Below are 15,388 nucleotides of genomic sequence, written 5' to 3' on the forward strand. Positions count from 1 at the left end.
TTTCTTCGAAAAAGGCGCCAATGGCGCCTTTTTTTGTGTTTGCAATCCGGGCTATTCTGCAAGTTCCCCTGCCGCTCCCGGCTGGGTGTGGAGCAGGAAGGCCCGATGATCACCAGCAAATTGCCGAACGTTGGCACTACCATTTTCACCGTGATGTCCCAGCTTGCCGCCGAAACCGGGGCGATCAACCTTTCCCAGGGCTTTCCCGATTTCGACGGGCCCGACGCGCTGCGTGAAGCCCTCTGCCGCCACACGATGGAAGGCCATAACCAGTACGCGCCAATGGCCGGACTGCCCGCGCTGCGTGAGCAAGTGGCGGCCAAGATCGCCCGCTCCTATGGCCGCCAGGTCAATCTCGACAGCGAGATCACCATCACGCCCGGCGCCACCCATGCCATCTTCTGCGCCATCCAGACCGTGGTGCGCGCAGGCGATGAAGTCATCGTGTTCGATCCGAGCTACGACAGCTACGAGCCTTCGGTGGAACTGGCCGGTGGCCGCTGCGTGCACGTGCAGCTCAAGGACGGCGACTTTTCCATCGACTGGGAAAAGCTCAGCGCTGCCCTGAGCCCGCGCACCCGCATGATCATCATCAACAGCCCGCACAACCCCAGTGGCGCGCTGATTACCCGCAGCGAGCTGGACAAGCTGGCAGCGCTGATTCGTGACCGCGACATCTATCTGGTCAGCGACGAGGTCTACGAGCATCTGGTGTTCGACGGCGTGAAGCACGCCAGCGTGCTGGCCCATGACGAGCTGTATCAGCGTGCGTTCGTGGTCAGCTCGTTTGGCAAGACCTACCACGTGACCGGCTGGAAAACCGGTTATCTGGTGGCACCGCCCGCGCTGACCGCCGAGATGCGCAAGATTCACCAGTTCGTCGGCTTCTGTGGCGTGACGCCGCTGCAATGGGCACTGGCCGATTTCATGGCCGCGTGCCCGGAACATGTCGAAGAGCTGCCGGCGTTCTATCAGGCCAAGCGGGATTTCTTCTGCGACCGTCTGGAGTCGTCGCGCTTCAGCTTCACCCGCGCGGGCGGCACCTATTTCCAGTTGGTGGATTACTCGAAGATCCGCCCCGACCTGAACGACGTCGAGATGTCACTGTGGATGACCCGCGAGCACGGCGTGGCCAGCATCCCGATTTCAGTGTTCTACCAGAATCCGCCCGAAGGCCAGCGCCTGATTCGCCTGTGCTTTCCCAAGCGTGAGGAGACGTTGCTCAAGGCAGCGGAAAAACTATGCGCGATCTGAGTCAACTGCCCAACCTGAACGTCGCCTTAGTGCAGACCACGCTGGTCTGGCACGACTGCAAGGCCAACCATGCGCATTTCGAAGAGTTGCTCGGCCAGGCCGAGGGCGCCGATCTGGTGATCCTGCCGGAGATGTTCACCACCGGCTTTTCGATGGATTCCGAGGCGCTCGCCGAGCCTGAACACGGCATCACCGCCAAGTGGCTGCTCAATCAGGCCCGGCGCATCAACGCAGTAGTCACCGGCAGCGTGATAACCCGCGCTGCCGATGGCAGCCATCGCAACCGCCTGCTCTGGGCGCGGCCCGATGGCGAGCTGTTGCACTACGACAAGCGCCATCTGTTTCGCATGGCCGGCGAGCACGAGCACTACAGCCCGGGCGAGCGCCAGGTGCAGTTCGAGCTCAAGGGCTGGCGGATTCGCCCGCTGATCTGCTACGACCTGCGTTTCCCGGTCTGGAGCCGTGGCTCGCAAGACACTGACCTGCTGCTATACACCGCCAACTGGCCCGGGGCCCGGCGCCAGCACTGGAACCGTCTGTTGCCGGCGCGGGCCATCGAGAACCTGTGCTACGTGGCGGCGGTGAACCGTATCGGCACCGACGGCAAGGGTTTTGCCTACACCGGCGACAGCCAGGTGCTGGATTTCCAGGGCGAGAGCCTGCTGAACATCGGCGAAGCGGACGGCGTGTTCCATGTCAGCCTGTCCGCCGAGAGCCTGGCGGCGTACCGCCAGCGATTCCCGGCATATCTCGACGCTGATACATTCGAGATACACTAAATGCATGGAGTTGGCGGGGTGTGCGGTCGATAGCGGTTGTACCCAAACAGGAGATCGGTATGACCACCATCAGCACATCCTCATTGAGTTCCTACACCAGCAGCTTCACCGTCGCGGTCAAGAAAGACACCACCACGACCGACGCCGCCGATACTGACACCTCCGCTACTGCAGCGGCCTCGACCACTGCCACCTCCGCATCCGGCGCCGCCGGTGGCGCGGCAGGGGCGGGCGGTGCGAGCAGCAGCTCCGACTCCTCCAGCGAAAGCGAGCAGGCGATCGAGAAGCTCGAGGAGCAGATCAAGGAAACCGAAAAACGTCTGCAAGAGCAGGAGCAGCAACTGGCCGCTGCCCAGGCGAGCAAGGGTGACGAGCAGGAAAAATCCCAGCGCGTAATGGCCATTCAGGGTCAGATTTCCACCACCAGCGCCACGCTGGCGACCCAGGAAGCGGCCCTGGTGCAACTGCAGAAGTCCGGCAGCATCAACACCACCGCCTGATAAACCTCTGGAAAAACACTCCATGGTTCACACCGTGGAGTGTTTTCGTGCGCGCGCGATAAATGGACTTCAGTTCTTTGTAAGCAAGTCGATACAGACTGCACCAGACAAGGAGTTCATCATGACCACCATCAATACCGGTTCACTGACGGCCTATTCCAGCGGCTTTTCAGTTGGCTTCAAAAACGACGAATCGACCAAGAGCGAAGCGGTGACCGCCAGTGCCGACCTGGCCGCCGCAGTGCCGCCGCAGAAGGCTTCGACCGTGGGCACCACCACTCGCGAGCAGATGATCAAGCAGCTCCAGGAGCAGATCAAGGAAGTACAGAAACAGCTTCAGGAGCAACAGAAGCAGCTGGCCGCGGTGCAGCACAGCAAGATGTCGGACATGGAAAAGGCGCCGCAGGTCAACGCCATCTCTCAGCAAATTGCTACAACCACCGCGCAGATGATGGCCTTGCAGGCGTCGTTGCTGGAGTTGATGAAAGGCAGCGTCAACACCACTGCCTGAGGTATCCCGCGCACACGAAAAAGGCCCTGAAACAATCGTTCAGGGCCTTTTGATTTGAGTTCACCGATCTCGACTTTGTAGGAGCGAATTCATTCGCGAAAAACGGGGCAGGCGATATAGAGGTATCGCCTGTCCCATCATCGCGAATAAATTCGCTCCTACAGTACGCGGTCTGCTCAGGCAGCTTTCGCCACTTCAGACTGGATCAACCCACGGTTCAGCGCGCTGAACAGCGCCTTAAAGCTGGCGGTGGTGATGTTTTCATCGATACCCACGCCGTGCACCGCACGCTCGCCGTTCACACGCAGCTCGATGTAGGCAGCGGCCTTGGCCGTGGTGCCCGCGCCGATGGCGTGCTCGTTGTAGTCCATGATCTCGACTGGAACCGGCAGGCCGGCCACCAGTGCTTCCAGCGCACCGTTGCCCTTGCCGCGCCAGTGCAGGTTGTTCTCGCCGTCGCCCTTGCCGGTGACTTCGACTTCCACGGCGCTGTGGCCGTTTTCTTCCTGCAGGCGATGGCTGACCAGCGCGTACGGCTTGTTGGCTTGCAGGTACTCGGTCTTGAACAGCGAGTAGATCTGCTGCGCGGTCATTTCCAGGCCCAGGCGGTCGGTTTCGCCCTGAACCACCTGGCTGAACTCGATCTGCATGCGGCGCGGCAGGGAGATGCCGTATTCCTGTTCCAGCAGGTAGGTGATGCCGCCCTTGCCGGACTGGCTGTTCACGCGGATGACTGCTTCGTAGCTGCGGCCGATGTCTGCCGGGTCGATCGGCAGGTACGGCACTTCCCACAGCGCGTCTTCTTTCTGCTGGGCGAAGCCCTTGCGGATCGCGTCCTGGTGCGAGCCGGAGAACGCGGTGTGGACCAGATCGCCGACGTACGGATGACGTGGGTGAACCGGAATCTGGTTGCACTCTTCAACGACCTTGCGCACGCCGTCGATGTCGGAGAAGTCCAGTTGCGGGTTCAGGCCCTGGGTGTACATGTTCAGAGCAACGGTCACCAGGTCGACGTTACCGGTACGCTCACCGTTGCCGAACAGGCAGCCTTCGACGCGGTCGGCGCCGGCCATCAGGCCCAGCTCGGTGGCGGCAACGCCGGTGCCACGGTCGTTGTGGGTGTGCAGGCTGATGATCACGCTGTCACGACGGTTGATGTTGCGGCAGAACCACTCGATCTGGTCGGCGTAGATGTTCGGCGTGGCCACTTCAACGGTGGCTGGCAGGTTGAGGATCACCTTGTTCTGCGGGGTGGCGTTCCACACTTCGACCACGGCGTCGCAGACTTCCTTGGCGAAGTCCAGCTCGGTGGCGCTGAAGGTTTCAGGCGAGTACTCGAACTGCCACTGGGTTTCCGGCTGCTGGGCGGCGTATTTGACGAACAGCTTGGCGGCGTTGACCGCGATGGCCTTGATGCCGTCCTTGTCCTGGTTGAAGACGATGCGACGGAAGGACGGCGACGTGGCGTTGTACAGGTGAACGATGGCCTTCTTGGCGCCACGCAGGGATTCGAAAGTACGGGCGATCAGGTCTTCCCGGCCCTGGGTCAGCACCTGAATGGTGGTGTCGTCCGGGATGTGGCCGTCTTCGATCAGGGTGCGCACGAAGTCGAAGTCGGTTTGCGACGCGGCCGGGAAGGACGCTTCGATTTCTTTCACGCCAACCTGCACCAGGGTTTTCCAGAAGCGCAGTTTCTTGACCGAATCCATTGGCTCGATCAGCGACTGGTTGCCGTCACGCAGGTCGGAGCTGCACCAGATCGGCACTTCGGTGATGGTCTTGGAAGGCCAGGTGCGATCAGGCAGGTCGATGACCGGGAACGGACGGTACTTCTTCGAGGGATCGTTGAGCATGGTCATGTGAGTAATCCTTTTTGTACTGAGGGCCGAAAGAAGGCGGCCAGCCGGTGTTGATGCAGAACAGGTCGAGGCACCGCGATCTAGCCTGGCAGTCGTGCACTGACGAGGCTGAGGCAGCGGTGTTGACGCAGCAGGATGAGGGTTTGAGACGTTTTCATGGGTCCAACCGTAACCAATGGGGTGAAAGCTGGCAAGCAGTTGGGAAAAATTGGGAGAAGTTTTCGCCAAATCAGGTAAGGCGGGATTTTGTAGCGGTATTTTGTTTTTTGTAGATTATTTATTGCTGAGCATTTTTGTCTTCCGCAATGTCTGGTCTGGCGCAATTCCGAACTGTAGGAGCGAATTCATTCGCGAAAACTGTGTCAGGCGATACAAATGTATCGCCTGACTAATCTTCGCGAATAAATTCGCTCCTACAGATTTGACATCCCACGCCAGTGTCGAGCCATTCGACGGTTCCTGCGCTCTCAGGGCTGAAAGGCATTGATAAAGATTGCCGGGTCCACCCGCGCGTCGTTCAGGCTCACGTTCCAGTGCATGTGCGGGCCGGTGGCGCGGCCGGTCGAGCCGACGCGTCCGACCACGCCGCCGCGAGGCACGGCATCGCCGACCTTCACATCGATCTTCGACATGTGACAGAACATGCTGATGAAGCCTTGGCCATGGTCGACGAACACCGTGTTGCCGTTGAAGAAGTAGTTGCCGATCAGGATCACCTTGCCCGCGGCCGGCGACTTGATCGGTGTGCCGGCTGGCACCGCGAAGTCCAGACCCGCATGAGGATTGCGCTCCTCGCCATTGAAGAAGCGGCGCACGCCGAACTTGCTCGACAGCGGCCCGTCGACCGGTTTATCCAGCAGCAGGTTGCTCGGCGTACCCGGCGTGAAGGTGCGATAGGCGCGGACCTGAACGTCCAGTTCCTGCTCGATGCGTTTCAAGTCATCCGGGTTCGGATTGACCTGGCGCTGGTTCTTCAGGGTGATGTGCTGCTCAGGGTATTTCTTGCTGCCCACACTGAACGGCAGATTCCGCCCACCGCTGCTGACCTGTTGCGACGTCCCGGCCTTGACCGTCAGCGGGATGCCGACGATCGCCAGCCAGCGGGCGTCCTGATCCTTGACCACCAGCACCGGTTTGCCCTGAAACGTGGCCTTGGGCGCTTGCGCGGCGGGGCCCAGATCGACCACGGCGACACCGCCGGGCACGGGCTTGTTGAGCAGGCGCGAGATGTAACTGTCAGCATGAGCCGGGAGCGTCAGGCACAACGTCAGCGCGGCGCCAAACAGGGAGCGGGAGATAAAAGGCAGCATTGATCAGTCCAGAAGAGAAAGGGTGACGGGCGTCAGGTGGTTGTCTTCCACGCGCACCTGCAATTCGCCTTCGCCCAATTTTGCGGTCAGGCGCTGGCCGGTATGGGTCTGCTCGGCGCTGCGAATGGCCCTACCGCGTTCGTCCAGCAGGATGCTGTAGCCGCGCCCCAGGGTGGCCAGCGGGCTGACCACGTTCAGCGTCTGCACCTGGCTTTGCAGCTGCAGGCGGCGGGTCTTGATGTTTTCCTTGATGGCCCGGGGCAGGCGTTCGGCCAGGACGTCCAGGCGCTGGCGCAAGAACGCCAGCGTGCGCCCCGGATGTTGGGCGGCCAGTCGGCTCTCAAGGTGGGCCATTCTGACCTGGCGCTTGTGCATCATCTGCTCGAAGGCACGACGCATGCGCATGTCCAGGTCATCCAGACGCTGGGCGCGCTGACGCAGCCGCTCGCCCGGATGACGCAGCCTGCGGGAAATGCCGTCCAGGCGCAGCTTCTCGCGCATCAGGCGATCCTGCATGCGGCTGACCAGCCGCCGTTGCAGGCTGTCGACGCGTCGATGCAGATCACTGGAGTCCGGGGCCAGCAACTCGGCGGCGGCCGAAGGCGTCGGTGCGCGAACGTCGGCGACGAAGTCACTGATCGACACGTCGGTCTCGTGGCCGACCGCGCTGACAATGGGCGTCACACAGGCATCGATGGCGCGGGCCACGGCCTCTTCGTTGAAGCACCACAAATCTTCCAGCGAGCCGCCGCCTCGGGCCAGGATCAACGCGTCGAAACCGCGCGCGTCGGCGATTTTCAGGGCACGTACGATCTGCCCGATGGCTTCGCGGCCCTGCACAGCAGTGGGGATCAGCGTTAGTTCGACCTGCGGCGCACGGCGGCGGAACACGCTGATGATGTCGCGGATCACCGCGCCGGTGGGCGAGCTGACGATGCCAATGCGTTGCGGATGCAGGGGCAGGGCGACCTTGCGTTCGGTGCTGAACAGGCCTTCGGCGTTGAGCTTTTCCTTCAGTGCGTCGAACGCCAGACGTAATGCGCCATCGCCTGCCGGTTCGACGGTGTCGAGAATCAGCTGGTAATCGCCGCGCCCTTCGAACAGCGAGACCTTGCCGCGCACCTTGACCGCCAGGCCATCTTTGAGCGCCTGACGCACCCGCGCGGCATTGCTGCGAAACAGCGCGCAACGCACCTGGGCGCCGCTGTCCTTGAGGGTGAAGTACACGTGCCCGGAGGCCGGACGCGACAAATTGGAAATCTCGCCCTCGACCCAGATGCTGGAGAACACATCTTCCAGCAACACGCGGGCGCGGCCGTTGAGCTGGCTGACAGTGAGGACTTCCCGGTCAAGGCCGAGTCTTGCGAAGGGGTCTTTGATCATGGCGGGCATGATAAAGGCATTGTGGGCGGGGCGACCACCTGCTTGAAGGCGCGAGCGGACCTGTAGGAGCGAATTTATTCGCGAACAATGGACCAGACGACACATCACTATCGCCTGTTCTTCCTTCGCGAATGAATTCGCTCCTACAGGGTGTTCGCCTATCAATCGCGTATGCTGTGCCCCGCCATTCATCCATGGAGGACACAATGCTCGCCGCTCTGACCGAAATCACCAACGCCTTCAACCAGCTGGGCCTGACCCCGCTCGACTGGCTCTTTATAGAAGCAGGGGTGATCGCCGCCTATCTGGTATTCGCCATCGCAGGCTTCGGCACTGCATTGGTGGCAGGCCCGGTGTTGATTCACTTCATGCCGCTCTCAAGGATCATCCCGCTGCTGGTGATGCTCGATTTCCTCGCCGCCTTCAGCCATCTGCTGCCATCGCGCCAGTCGGTGGTGCGCTCGGAGCTGCTGCGCATGGTGCCGTGCATGGCGGTGGGCTGCACCATCGGTGTGCTGTTTCTGCTCAACCTCAAGTCCGACGTGCTGCTGTTGTTGATGGGCCTGTTTCTGATCGGCTATTCGCTGTACAGCCTGGCGGTGAAGGTGCGTCCGACCCAGTTGTCGGCCGGCTGGTCGGTTCTGATGGGCACGATGGGCGGGCTGTTCGGTGCGCTGTTCGGCAGTGGCGGCTTTCTCTATGCGATCTACCTCAATGGCCGCCTTCCAGACAAAAGCCAGGCCCGCGCCACCCAGAATGCGCTGATCAGTTGCAGCACCATCGTGCGCCTGAGCCTGTTCGTGATCACCGGCGTGTATGCGCAGATTTCCCTGCTGGTGCTGGCAGCCTGTCTGCTGCCTGCGATGATCGCAGGTTCGTGGGTGGGGCGGCATCTGGTGATGCGCATGTCGCGGGAGATGTTCGTTCGGCTGGTGACCTGGATGGTGCTGATCAGCGGCATCACGCTGCTGGGTCGCTACCTGGCCGGTTAAGGGCGATACTTGACGTGATCGGTGCGGGCATTATGCTGCGCGCCCGGTTCAACCTCAGTGGCAGGCTCGTCATGAACACCCAAAGCATCATCGTCCCGCAAATCTCCAGCTTCCCGGCCCACGAAGCCCGGGCGCGAGCGATCCTGCGCTGGCTGGTGAAGCTCGACGTGGTGGAAGAGTCCCTGAGCACCTGCGGGCGCAGCTTCAATCGCATGGCTTACGCGATCGCCCCGGGTGCGCGGCGGGTCGTGGAAAACCCTGATGCGCTTCCCTTTGGCCAGGCGGTCAACGGCCTGGAGATCGTGCTCAAGCGCTGCATCTATACACCCCAGCAGGGCTTCAAGGAGGAGGCGGGGTGCCCCGAGTGCCGGCGCGAGATCGGCGAGGCGCTGTTCGACAGCCTGGAAGAATGGAGTCCGGGCCACACCGACAACTTCATCTGCCCTGAATGCCGGTTCGAGGATGACATCAACGGCTTTCTGTTTCTCGATCCGTGCGGCTTTTCCAATCTAGGCTTCATCTTTAACGACTGGTTGGAGGCGGGCTTCAAACCTGCGTTTCTCGAAGAGTTCGCCGAGCGGCTGGACCGACCAGTAGCGTGGGTCAAAGTGCGTCTATAAATGGCATTTCAATCGATAGCGGGCGGCTATCGGCAACATTATCAAATTGGCTGATCTTTACGTTGAGCAAGGCCATGTGTCTGGGTATAATGGCGCGCTTCCATTTTCCCGCTCGGGAGCCCAGCGATGCTGCGTATCAGCCAAGAAGCCCTTACATTCGACGACATTCTCCTTGTGCCCGGTTATTCCGAGGTGCTTCCCAACGAAGTCAGTCTGAAAACCCGATTGACCCGTGGCATCGAACTGAACATTCCCCTCGTTTCCGCCGCTATGGACACCGTCACTGAAGCCCGTCTGGCCATCGCCATGGCTCAGGAAGGCGGCATCGGCATCATCCACAAGAACATGACCATCGACCAGCAGGCCGCTGAAGTGCGCAAGGTCAAGAAGTTCGAAGCGGGTGTGGTCAAGGATCCGATCACCATCGAGGCTGACGCCACGGTTCGCGACCTGTTCGAATTGACCCGTCTGCACAACATTTCCGGCGTACCGGTCCTGCACGACGGCGAGCTCGTCGGCATCGTGACCTCCCGTGACGTGCGTTTCGAAAACCGTCTGGACATCCCGGTTCGCGAAGTGATGACGCCCAAAGAGCGTCTGGTCACCGTCCGCGAAGGCGCCGACAAGAACGAAGTCCGCGAGCTGCTGCACAAGCACCGTCTGGAAAAAGTCCTGATCGTCGACGGCAAGTTCGCGCTCAAGGGCATGATGACCGTCAAGGACATCGAAAAAGCCAAGGCCTACCCGCTGGCCAGCAAGGATGACCAGGGTCGTCTGCGTGTTGGCGCGGCAGTCGGCACCGGCAAGGACACCGGCGAGCGCGTCAGCGCACTGGTCGCTGCCGGCGTTGACGTGATTGTCGTCGACACCGCCCACGGCCACTCCAAAGGCGTGATCGACCGCGTTCGCTGGGTCAAGGAGAACTTCCCGGAAGTGCAGGTCATCGGCGGCAACATCGCCACCGGCGAAGCAGCCCGTGCACTGGTCGAGGCAGGCGCTGACGGCGTCAAGGTCGGTATCGGCCCTGGCTCGATCTGCACCACCCGTATCGTTGCCGGTGTCGGCGTTCCGCAAATCAGCGCCGTCGCCAACGTGGCTGCCGCGCTGGAAGGCACCGACGTTCCCCTGATCGCTGACGGCGGCATCCGCTTCTCCGGTGACCTGTCCAAGGCCATCGTCGCCGGCGCCTACGCCGTGATGATGGGCTCGATGTTCGCCGGTACCGAAGAGGCGCCGGGCGAAATCGAACTGTTCCAGGGCCGTTCCTACAAGGCCTACCGCGGCATGGGTTCGCTGGGTGCGATGTCCCAGGCGCAAGGTTCGTCCGACCGCTACTTCCAGGACTCCTCGGCAGGCGCCGAGAAACTGGTGCCGGAAGGTATCGAAGGTCGCGTTGCCTACAAGGGCTCGCTGTCGGCCATCATCCATCAGCTGATGGGCGGCCTGCGTTCCTCGATGGGCTACACCGGCAGCGCCAACATTCAGGAAATGCGCACCAAGCCTGAATTCGTCCGCATCACCGGTGCCGGCATGGCCGAATCCCACGTCCACGACGTGCAGATCACCAAGGAAGCGCCTAACTATCGCGTAGGGTGATTGGAAATGCGCCTGGTGTACCGGGCGCGTTTCAAGAATTCTGTAGCGGGGCTGTTGATTACAGCCCCGTCTTGTTTCTGATTTACGACGAGAATGACTCATGGCCCTCGACATTCACGCCCACCGCATCCTGATTCTGGACTTCGGTTCCCAGTACACCCAGCTCATCGCCCGCCGCGTGCGTGAGATCGGCGTCTACTGCGAACTGCACCCGTTCGACATGGACGAAGACGCGATCCGCGCCTTCGCCCCCAAAGGCGTCATCCTCGCCGGTGGCCCCGAGTCCGTGCACGAAGCCAACAGCCCGCGCTGCCCGCAGGCGGTGTTCGACCTGAACGTGCCGATCTTCGGCATCTGCTACGGCATGCAGACCATGGCCGAGCAGCTGGGCGGCAAGGTCGAAGGTTCCGAGCTGCGTGAGTTCGGCTACGCCCGTGTCGACGTGGTCGGCAAGAGCCGCCTGCTCGACGGCATCGAAGATCACGTCGACGCCGACGGCCTGCTGGGTCTGGACGTGTGGATGAGCCACGGTGACAAGGTCACCAAGCTGCCGCAGGAATTCCACATCCTGGCCAGCACCCCGAGCTGCCCGATCGCCGGCATGGCCGACGACGCCCGTGGCTACTATGGCGTGCAGTTCCACCCGGAAGTGACCCACACCAAACAGGGCGGTCGCATCCTGTCGCGCTTCGTGCTCGACATCTGCGGTTGCGAAGCGCTGTGGACCCCGTCGAAGATCGCCGAAGACGCCATCGCTCAGGTGCGCGCCCAGGTCGGTACCGACAACGTCCTGCTGGGCCTGTCCGGCGGTGTCGACTCCTCCGTTGTTGCCGCGCTGCTGCACAAGGCCATCGGCGACCAGCTGACCTGCGTCTTCGTCGACAACGGCCTGCTGCGCCTGCACGAAGGCGAGCAAGTGATGGCCATGTTCGCCGAGAACATGGGCGTCAAAGTGATTCGCGCCAACGCTGAAGACCAGTTCCTCAGCAACCTGGAAGGCGAAGCCGACCCGGAGAAGAAGCGCAAGATCATCGGCCGCACCTTCATCGACGTGTTCGATGCCGAGTCCGCCAAGCTGCACAACATCAAGTACCTGGCCCAGGGCACCATCTACCCTGACGTGATCGAGTCCGCTGGCGCCAAGAGCGGCAAGGCCCACGTGATCAAGTCGCACCACAACGTGGGCGGCCTGCCGGAAGAGATGAACCTGAAACTGGTCGAGCCGCTGCGCGAACTGTTCAAGGACGAAGTGCGCCGTCTGGGCCTGGAGCTGGGCCTGCCGTACGACATGGTCTACCGCCACCCATTCCCGGGCCCGGGCCTGGGCGTGCGGATCCTCGGTGAAGTGAAGAAGGAATACGCCGACCTGCTGCGTCGCGCCGACCACATCTTCATCGAAGAACTGCGCAAGGCCGACTGGTACCACAAAGTCAGCCAGGCCTTCGTCGTGTTCCAGCCGGTCAAATCCGTCGGCGTCGTCGGCGACGGCCGCCGCTACGCCTGGGTCGTCGCACTGCGCGCGGTCGAAACCATCGACTTCATGACCGCCCGCTGGGCCCACCTGCCATACGAACTGCTGGAAACCGTCAGCGGCCGTATCATCAACGAAATCGACGGCATCTCGCGCGTGACCTACGACGTGTCGAGCAAGCCGCCGGCTACGATTGAGTGGGAATAAGCTGAAACAACAAGGGCGCCATCAGGCGCCCTTGTTGTTTTGAGCGTTGGTGTACGGCCTACCGGCTACCGCGGCGCTTTATCGCGGAAATCGCGCTCCGAGCGTCCTTCACGTTCCCGGCAGCTACGTCAGCCAATCCGTTAACAGCATCCTCTATGAGCATCATATGAATGCGTTCATGTTCCGGTCGACCTGTCTCATCGGTAGATGCTGCGTCCTTGCCGCTTTCTGGAATGATCTTCCCGCGGATATTCTGGAGAGTTGATGAGTTTTTGCGCGGTCCCATGAGTCGCTCCAACGTTCTATTCGTTCTGTGTTGCCGTTCATAAATGGCCACTTGTGCCGTCGAGTGTGCATGAGGCGTGGCATTGGCGTGCTTGGCGAGGACTGCGGAATTGCAACCAGATGTATACCGCAGCTCTCCGTCGCTTAAACTTCCCGAAACGCAGGTGTATCGTATTCGCCCCTCACAAAGCCTCTCATCCAGCGCTTTGTTCTCTCCCGATTTCTGCACAGGTATCCCTTCCGATGTCCTTCACCCGCCGCCAATTCATCTCAGGTTTAGCCGGCCTGACCGTTGTCGGGCTGGGCGCCGGCGGGGCTGCGCGTTATTGGTTGGGGCAGCGGGGGCCGGGAGAGGGGCATGATTTCGAGTTGATTGCAGCGCCTCTGGATGTCGAGTTGGTGTCCGGTTTCAAGACGCCAGCGTGGGCCTTTGGCGGGTCGGCGCCCGGGACTGAGTTGCGGGTCAGGCAGGGCGAGTGGTTGCGGGTGCGGTTCATCAATCACCTGCCGGTGGAGACGACGATTCACTGGCACGGGATTCGGCTGCCGCTGGAGATGGACGGCGTGCCGTATGTGTCTCAGTTGCCGGTCAAGCCGGGGGAGTATTTCGATTACAAGTTCCGCGTGCCGGATGCGGGCAGTTACTGGTATCACCCCCATGTGAGCAGCAGCGAGGAGCTGGGGCGTGGGTTGGTGGGGCCCTTGATTGTCGAGGAGCGTGAGCCTACCGGCTTCCGGCATGAGCGCACGGTCAGCCTGAAAAGCTGGCATGTGGACGAGCAGGGCGCGTTTACCGAGTTCAGCGTGATCCGTGAGGCGGCGCGTGAGGGCACGGCGGGACGGCTGTCGACCATCAATGGCGTGCCTCAGGGGGTGATCGATCTGCCGGCCGGGCAGATCACGCGGGTGCGGATTCTCAACCTCGACAACACCGTGACCTACCGGCTGAATCTGCCGGATGCCGAGGCGATGATCTATGCGCTGGACGGCAACCCGGTCAAACCGCGGCCGCTGGGCAAGGATTACTGGCTGGGGCCGGGCATGCGTATTTGTCTGGCGATCAAGGCGCCTGCTGCCGGGGAGGAATTGTCGCTGCGCAATGGCCCGGTGCGCCTGGGGACCTTCCGCTCTGTCGCCAGTACCGAGGCGCCCGGCGAGTGGCCGCCAGAGCTTCCCGCCAATCCGGTGGCCGAACCGGATCTGGCGAATGCCGAGAAGCTCAATTTCAACTTCGAATGGGCGGGAGCCATATCGGTCAACACTGAAAACGGCAAACCGCCGAGCCTGTGGCAGATCAACGGCCAGGCCTGGGACATCACCGACAAGACCTGCGCCGACCGGCCCATCGCGAAGCTTGCGAAGGGCAAGAGTTACATCTTCGAATTGAAGAACATGACTCAGTATCAGCATCCCATTCATTTGCATGGCATGAGCTTCAAGGTGATCGCGTCCAATCGCAAGGACGTCATCCCGTATTTCACCGATACCTATCTTTTGGGGCGAAACGAGCGCGCACGCGTTGCGCTGGTAGCGGATAATCCCGGCGTGTGGATGTTCCACTGCCATGTGATCGATCACATGGAGACCGGTCTGATGGCAGCTATCGAGGTTTCATAATGCGCCAGCCGCAAATCATTGATCGCAGCCGCGATCAGCATTTCATGCGCGAAGCGCTGGCCTTGGCCGCCGAAGGGGCGATGCTGGGCGAGGTACCGGTGGGCGCTGTGGTGGTTCACGATGGGGTGATTATTGGTCGTGGCTATAACTGCCCGATCAGTGGCAGCGATCCCAGTGCGCATGCGGAGATGGTGGCGATTCGCGCCGCGGCGCAGGCGTTGAGCAATTACCGTCTGCCGGGCAGCACGCTGTATGTGACGCTTGAGCCGTGCAGCATGTGTGCGGGTTTGATCGTGCATTCGCGGATTGGGCGGGTGGTGTATGGGGCGACCGAGCCCAAGGCGGGGGTGGTGCAGAGTCAGGGGCAGTTCTTTACCCAGCCGTTTCTCAATCATCGGGTGTTGTTCGAGGGTGGCGTGTTGGGGGAGGAGTGTGGGGCGATGTTGAGTGAGTTTTTCAAAATGCGTCGGTTGAAGGGTTAGGCATCCGCCTTTTTCTGATCGCATGCATATCCGTTATTTGTGGTGCTGCTGAAGGGCTCTGGCTAACGCCAGACCTGTTTCGGCTTCGCCGAGTTACTTGGAAAAGACACCCAAGTAACCAAGGTGTCCTGCTCCTGGTTTGGCCTCGACTTCGTCGAGGTTCCCTCACTCCGGCGATGTTCCGTGGGCCCGGCGCGAATGGGCCATCCATGGCCCCGCGCCTCGCGCGGCATCCTGCCGCTTGGCCCACTCCACATCGCCTGCGTTCGGCCTGCACCCAAGTCGCGATTTGTGGTGTCTGGGAGCTTTGCGTACGAAGATCAAAATCAAAAGCGATCGGTTCACGCCGCTCCCGTAGCAGCATGGCTTGCCGGCGGGAGCGATCTTGAGGACGACCCGCGGGCAAGCCCGGCTGCTACGCCCTTCGGGCAGAATCAAAAGCAAATCGGATAACACCTAGCCGTTGCCGTTGCCGTTGCTTTTGATCTTGATGCGAAAATCTCACAGACGCCGCCAAACGCG

General features: G+C 61.4%; 13 protein-coding genes. 10 read left to right on the top strand and 3 right to left on the bottom strand.

Annotated features, from left to right (window positions below; all coding sequences use genetic code 11):
- Nucleotides 1-105: 105 nt before the first annotated feature.
- The 4 genes from AC1MEK_RS06680 to AC1MEK_RS06695 all read left to right on the top strand — a co-directional run bounded on the left by AC1MEK_RS06680 (nt 106) and on the right by AC1MEK_RS06695 (nt 3,044).
- Nucleotides 106-1,254 (top strand): pyridoxal phosphate-dependent aminotransferase, encoded by a 1,149-nt coding sequence (locus tag AC1MEK_RS06680; protein ID WP_480395476.1) that lies wholly within the window; start codon nt 106-108, stop codon nt 1,252-1,254.
- On the top strand, nt 1,242-2,033 hold the full coding sequence (locus AC1MEK_RS06685) for an amidohydrolase (protein WP_480395477.1): 792 nt from the start codon (nt 1,242-1,244) through the stop codon (nt 2,031-2,033). Before AC1MEK_RS06680 ends, AC1MEK_RS06685 begins: the two co-directional genes overlap by 13 nt.
- 59 nt (nt 2,034-2,092) lie before the next feature.
- Nucleotides 2,093-2,533: a hypothetical protein gene (locus AC1MEK_RS06690; protein WP_480395478.1), complete on the top strand. Its 441-nt coding sequence runs from the start codon at nt 2,093-2,095 to the stop codon at nt 2,531-2,533.
- 121 nt (nt 2,534-2,654) lie between these two features.
- Nucleotides 2,655-3,044, top strand: a complete 390-nt coding sequence (locus AC1MEK_RS06695) for a hypothetical protein (protein ID WP_480395479.1) — start codon at nt 2,655-2,657, stop codon at nt 3,042-3,044.
- A 176-nt stretch (nt 3,045-3,220) separates the two neighbouring features.
- Here the strand turns inward: AC1MEK_RS06695 and leuA are convergent, their stop codons facing one another.
- The 3 genes from leuA to xseA form a co-directional block, all read right to left on the bottom strand.
- A complete protein-coding gene (leuA, locus tag AC1MEK_RS06700) occupies nt 3,221-4,903 on the bottom strand; it encodes a 2-isopropylmalate synthase (RefSeq protein ID WP_480395480.1) in 1,683 nt (560 codons plus the stop codon).
- Nucleotides 4,904-5,370: 467 nt separating this feature from the next.
- Complete coding sequence (locus AC1MEK_RS06705) at nt 5,371-6,213, bottom strand: peptidoglycan DD-metalloendopeptidase family protein (protein ID WP_480395481.1); 843 nt, start codon at nt 6,211-6,213, stop codon at nt 5,371-5,373.
- 3 nt (nt 6,214-6,216) lie between these two features.
- Complete coding sequence (xseA, locus tag AC1MEK_RS06710; RefSeq protein ID WP_480395666.1) at nt 6,217-7,596, bottom strand: exodeoxyribonuclease VII large subunit; 1,380 nt, start codon at nt 7,594-7,596, stop codon at nt 6,217-6,219.
- 206 nt (nt 7,597-7,802) lie between these two features.
- On the opposite strand from xseA, the gene AC1MEK_RS06715 reads away from it, so the two are divergent.
- The 6 genes from AC1MEK_RS06715 to tadA all read left to right on the top strand — a co-directional run bounded on the left by AC1MEK_RS06715 (nt 7,803) and on the right by tadA (nt 14,866).
- Nucleotides 7,803-8,588 (top strand): sulfite exporter TauE/SafE family protein, encoded by a 786-nt coding sequence (locus tag AC1MEK_RS06715; RefSeq protein WP_480395482.1) that lies wholly within the window; start codon nt 7,803-7,805, stop codon nt 8,586-8,588.
- A 71-nt stretch (nt 8,589-8,659) separates the two neighbouring features.
- The gene (locus AC1MEK_RS06720; RefSeq protein ID WP_480395483.1) at nt 8,660-9,208 is read left to right on the top strand and encodes a sugar ABC transporter ATPase; all 549 of its coding nucleotides are present in this window, start codon (nt 8,660-8,662) and stop codon (nt 9,206-9,208) included.
- 126 nt (nt 9,209-9,334) lie between these two features.
- Complete coding sequence (gene guaB / locus AC1MEK_RS06725; protein WP_480395484.1) at nt 9,335-10,804, top strand: IMP dehydrogenase; 1,470 nt, start codon at nt 9,335-9,337, stop codon at nt 10,802-10,804.
- 100 nt (nt 10,805-10,904) lie between these two features.
- Nucleotides 10,905-12,482 carry a glutamine-hydrolyzing GMP synthase gene (gene guaA / locus AC1MEK_RS06730; RefSeq protein WP_480395485.1) on the top strand — a complete coding sequence of 526 codons (1,578 nt, stop codon included), beginning with the start codon at nt 10,905-10,907 and terminating at the stop codon, nt 12,480-12,482.
- A 528-nt stretch (nt 12,483-13,010) separates the two neighbouring features.
- Nucleotides 13,011-14,384, top strand: a complete 1,374-nt coding sequence (locus tag AC1MEK_RS06735) for a multicopper oxidase family protein (RefSeq protein WP_480395486.1) — start codon at nt 13,011-13,013, stop codon at nt 14,382-14,384.
- On the top strand, nt 14,384-14,866 hold the full coding sequence (gene tadA / locus AC1MEK_RS06740; protein ID WP_480395487.1) for a tRNA adenosine(34) deaminase TadA: 483 nt from the start codon (nt 14,384-14,386) through the stop codon (nt 14,864-14,866). Before AC1MEK_RS06735 ends, tadA begins: the two co-directional genes overlap by 1 nt.
- Nucleotides 14,867-15,388: the final 522 nt, after the last annotated feature.

Source organism: Pseudomonas sp. 2 (assembly GCF_056627435.1).

Bases quoted from the DNA above. Each gene is read 5' to 3' on its own strand.
- tadA (WP_480395487.1), top strand. From the start codon at position 14,384: ATGCGCCAGCCGCAAATCATTGATCGCAGCCGCGATCAGCATTTCATG.
- AC1MEK_RS06690 (WP_480395478.1), top strand. From the start codon at position 2,093: ATGACCACCATCAGCACATCCTCATTGAGTTCCTACACCAGCAGCTTC.
- AC1MEK_RS06705 (WP_480395481.1), bottom strand. From the start codon at position 6,213: ATGCTGCCTTTTATCTCCCGCTCCCTGTTTGGCGCCGCGCTGACGTTG.
- guaB (WP_480395484.1), top strand. From the start codon at position 9,335: ATGCTGCGTATCAGCCAAGAAGCCCTTACATTCGACGACATTCTCCTT.
- guaA (WP_480395485.1), top strand. From the start codon at position 10,905: ATGGCCCTCGACATTCACGCCCACCGCATCCTGATTCTGGACTTCGGT.
- AC1MEK_RS06715 (WP_480395482.1), top strand. From the start codon at position 7,803: ATGCTCGCCGCTCTGACCGAAATCACCAACGCCTTCAACCAGCTGGGC.
- AC1MEK_RS06685 (WP_480395477.1), top strand. From the start codon at position 1,242: ATGCGCGATCTGAGTCAACTGCCCAACCTGAACGTCGCCTTAGTGCAG.
- AC1MEK_RS06680 (WP_480395476.1), top strand. From the start codon at position 106: ATGATCACCAGCAAATTGCCGAACGTTGGCACTACCATTTTCACCGTG.
- leuA (WP_480395480.1), bottom strand. From the start codon at position 4,903: ATGACCATGCTCAACGATCCCTCGAAGAAGTACCGTCCGTTCCCGGTC.
- AC1MEK_RS06720 (WP_480395483.1), top strand. From the start codon at position 8,660: ATGAACACCCAAAGCATCATCGTCCCGCAAATCTCCAGCTTCCCGGCC.
- AC1MEK_RS06735 (WP_480395486.1), top strand. From the start codon at position 13,011: ATGTCCTTCACCCGCCGCCAATTCATCTCAGGTTTAGCCGGCCTGACC.
- AC1MEK_RS06695 (WP_480395479.1), top strand. From the start codon at position 2,655: ATGACCACCATCAATACCGGTTCACTGACGGCCTATTCCAGCGGCTTT.
- xseA (WP_480395666.1), bottom strand. From the start codon at position 7,596: ATGATCAAAGACCCCTTCGCAAGACTCGGCCTTGACCGGGAAGTCCTC.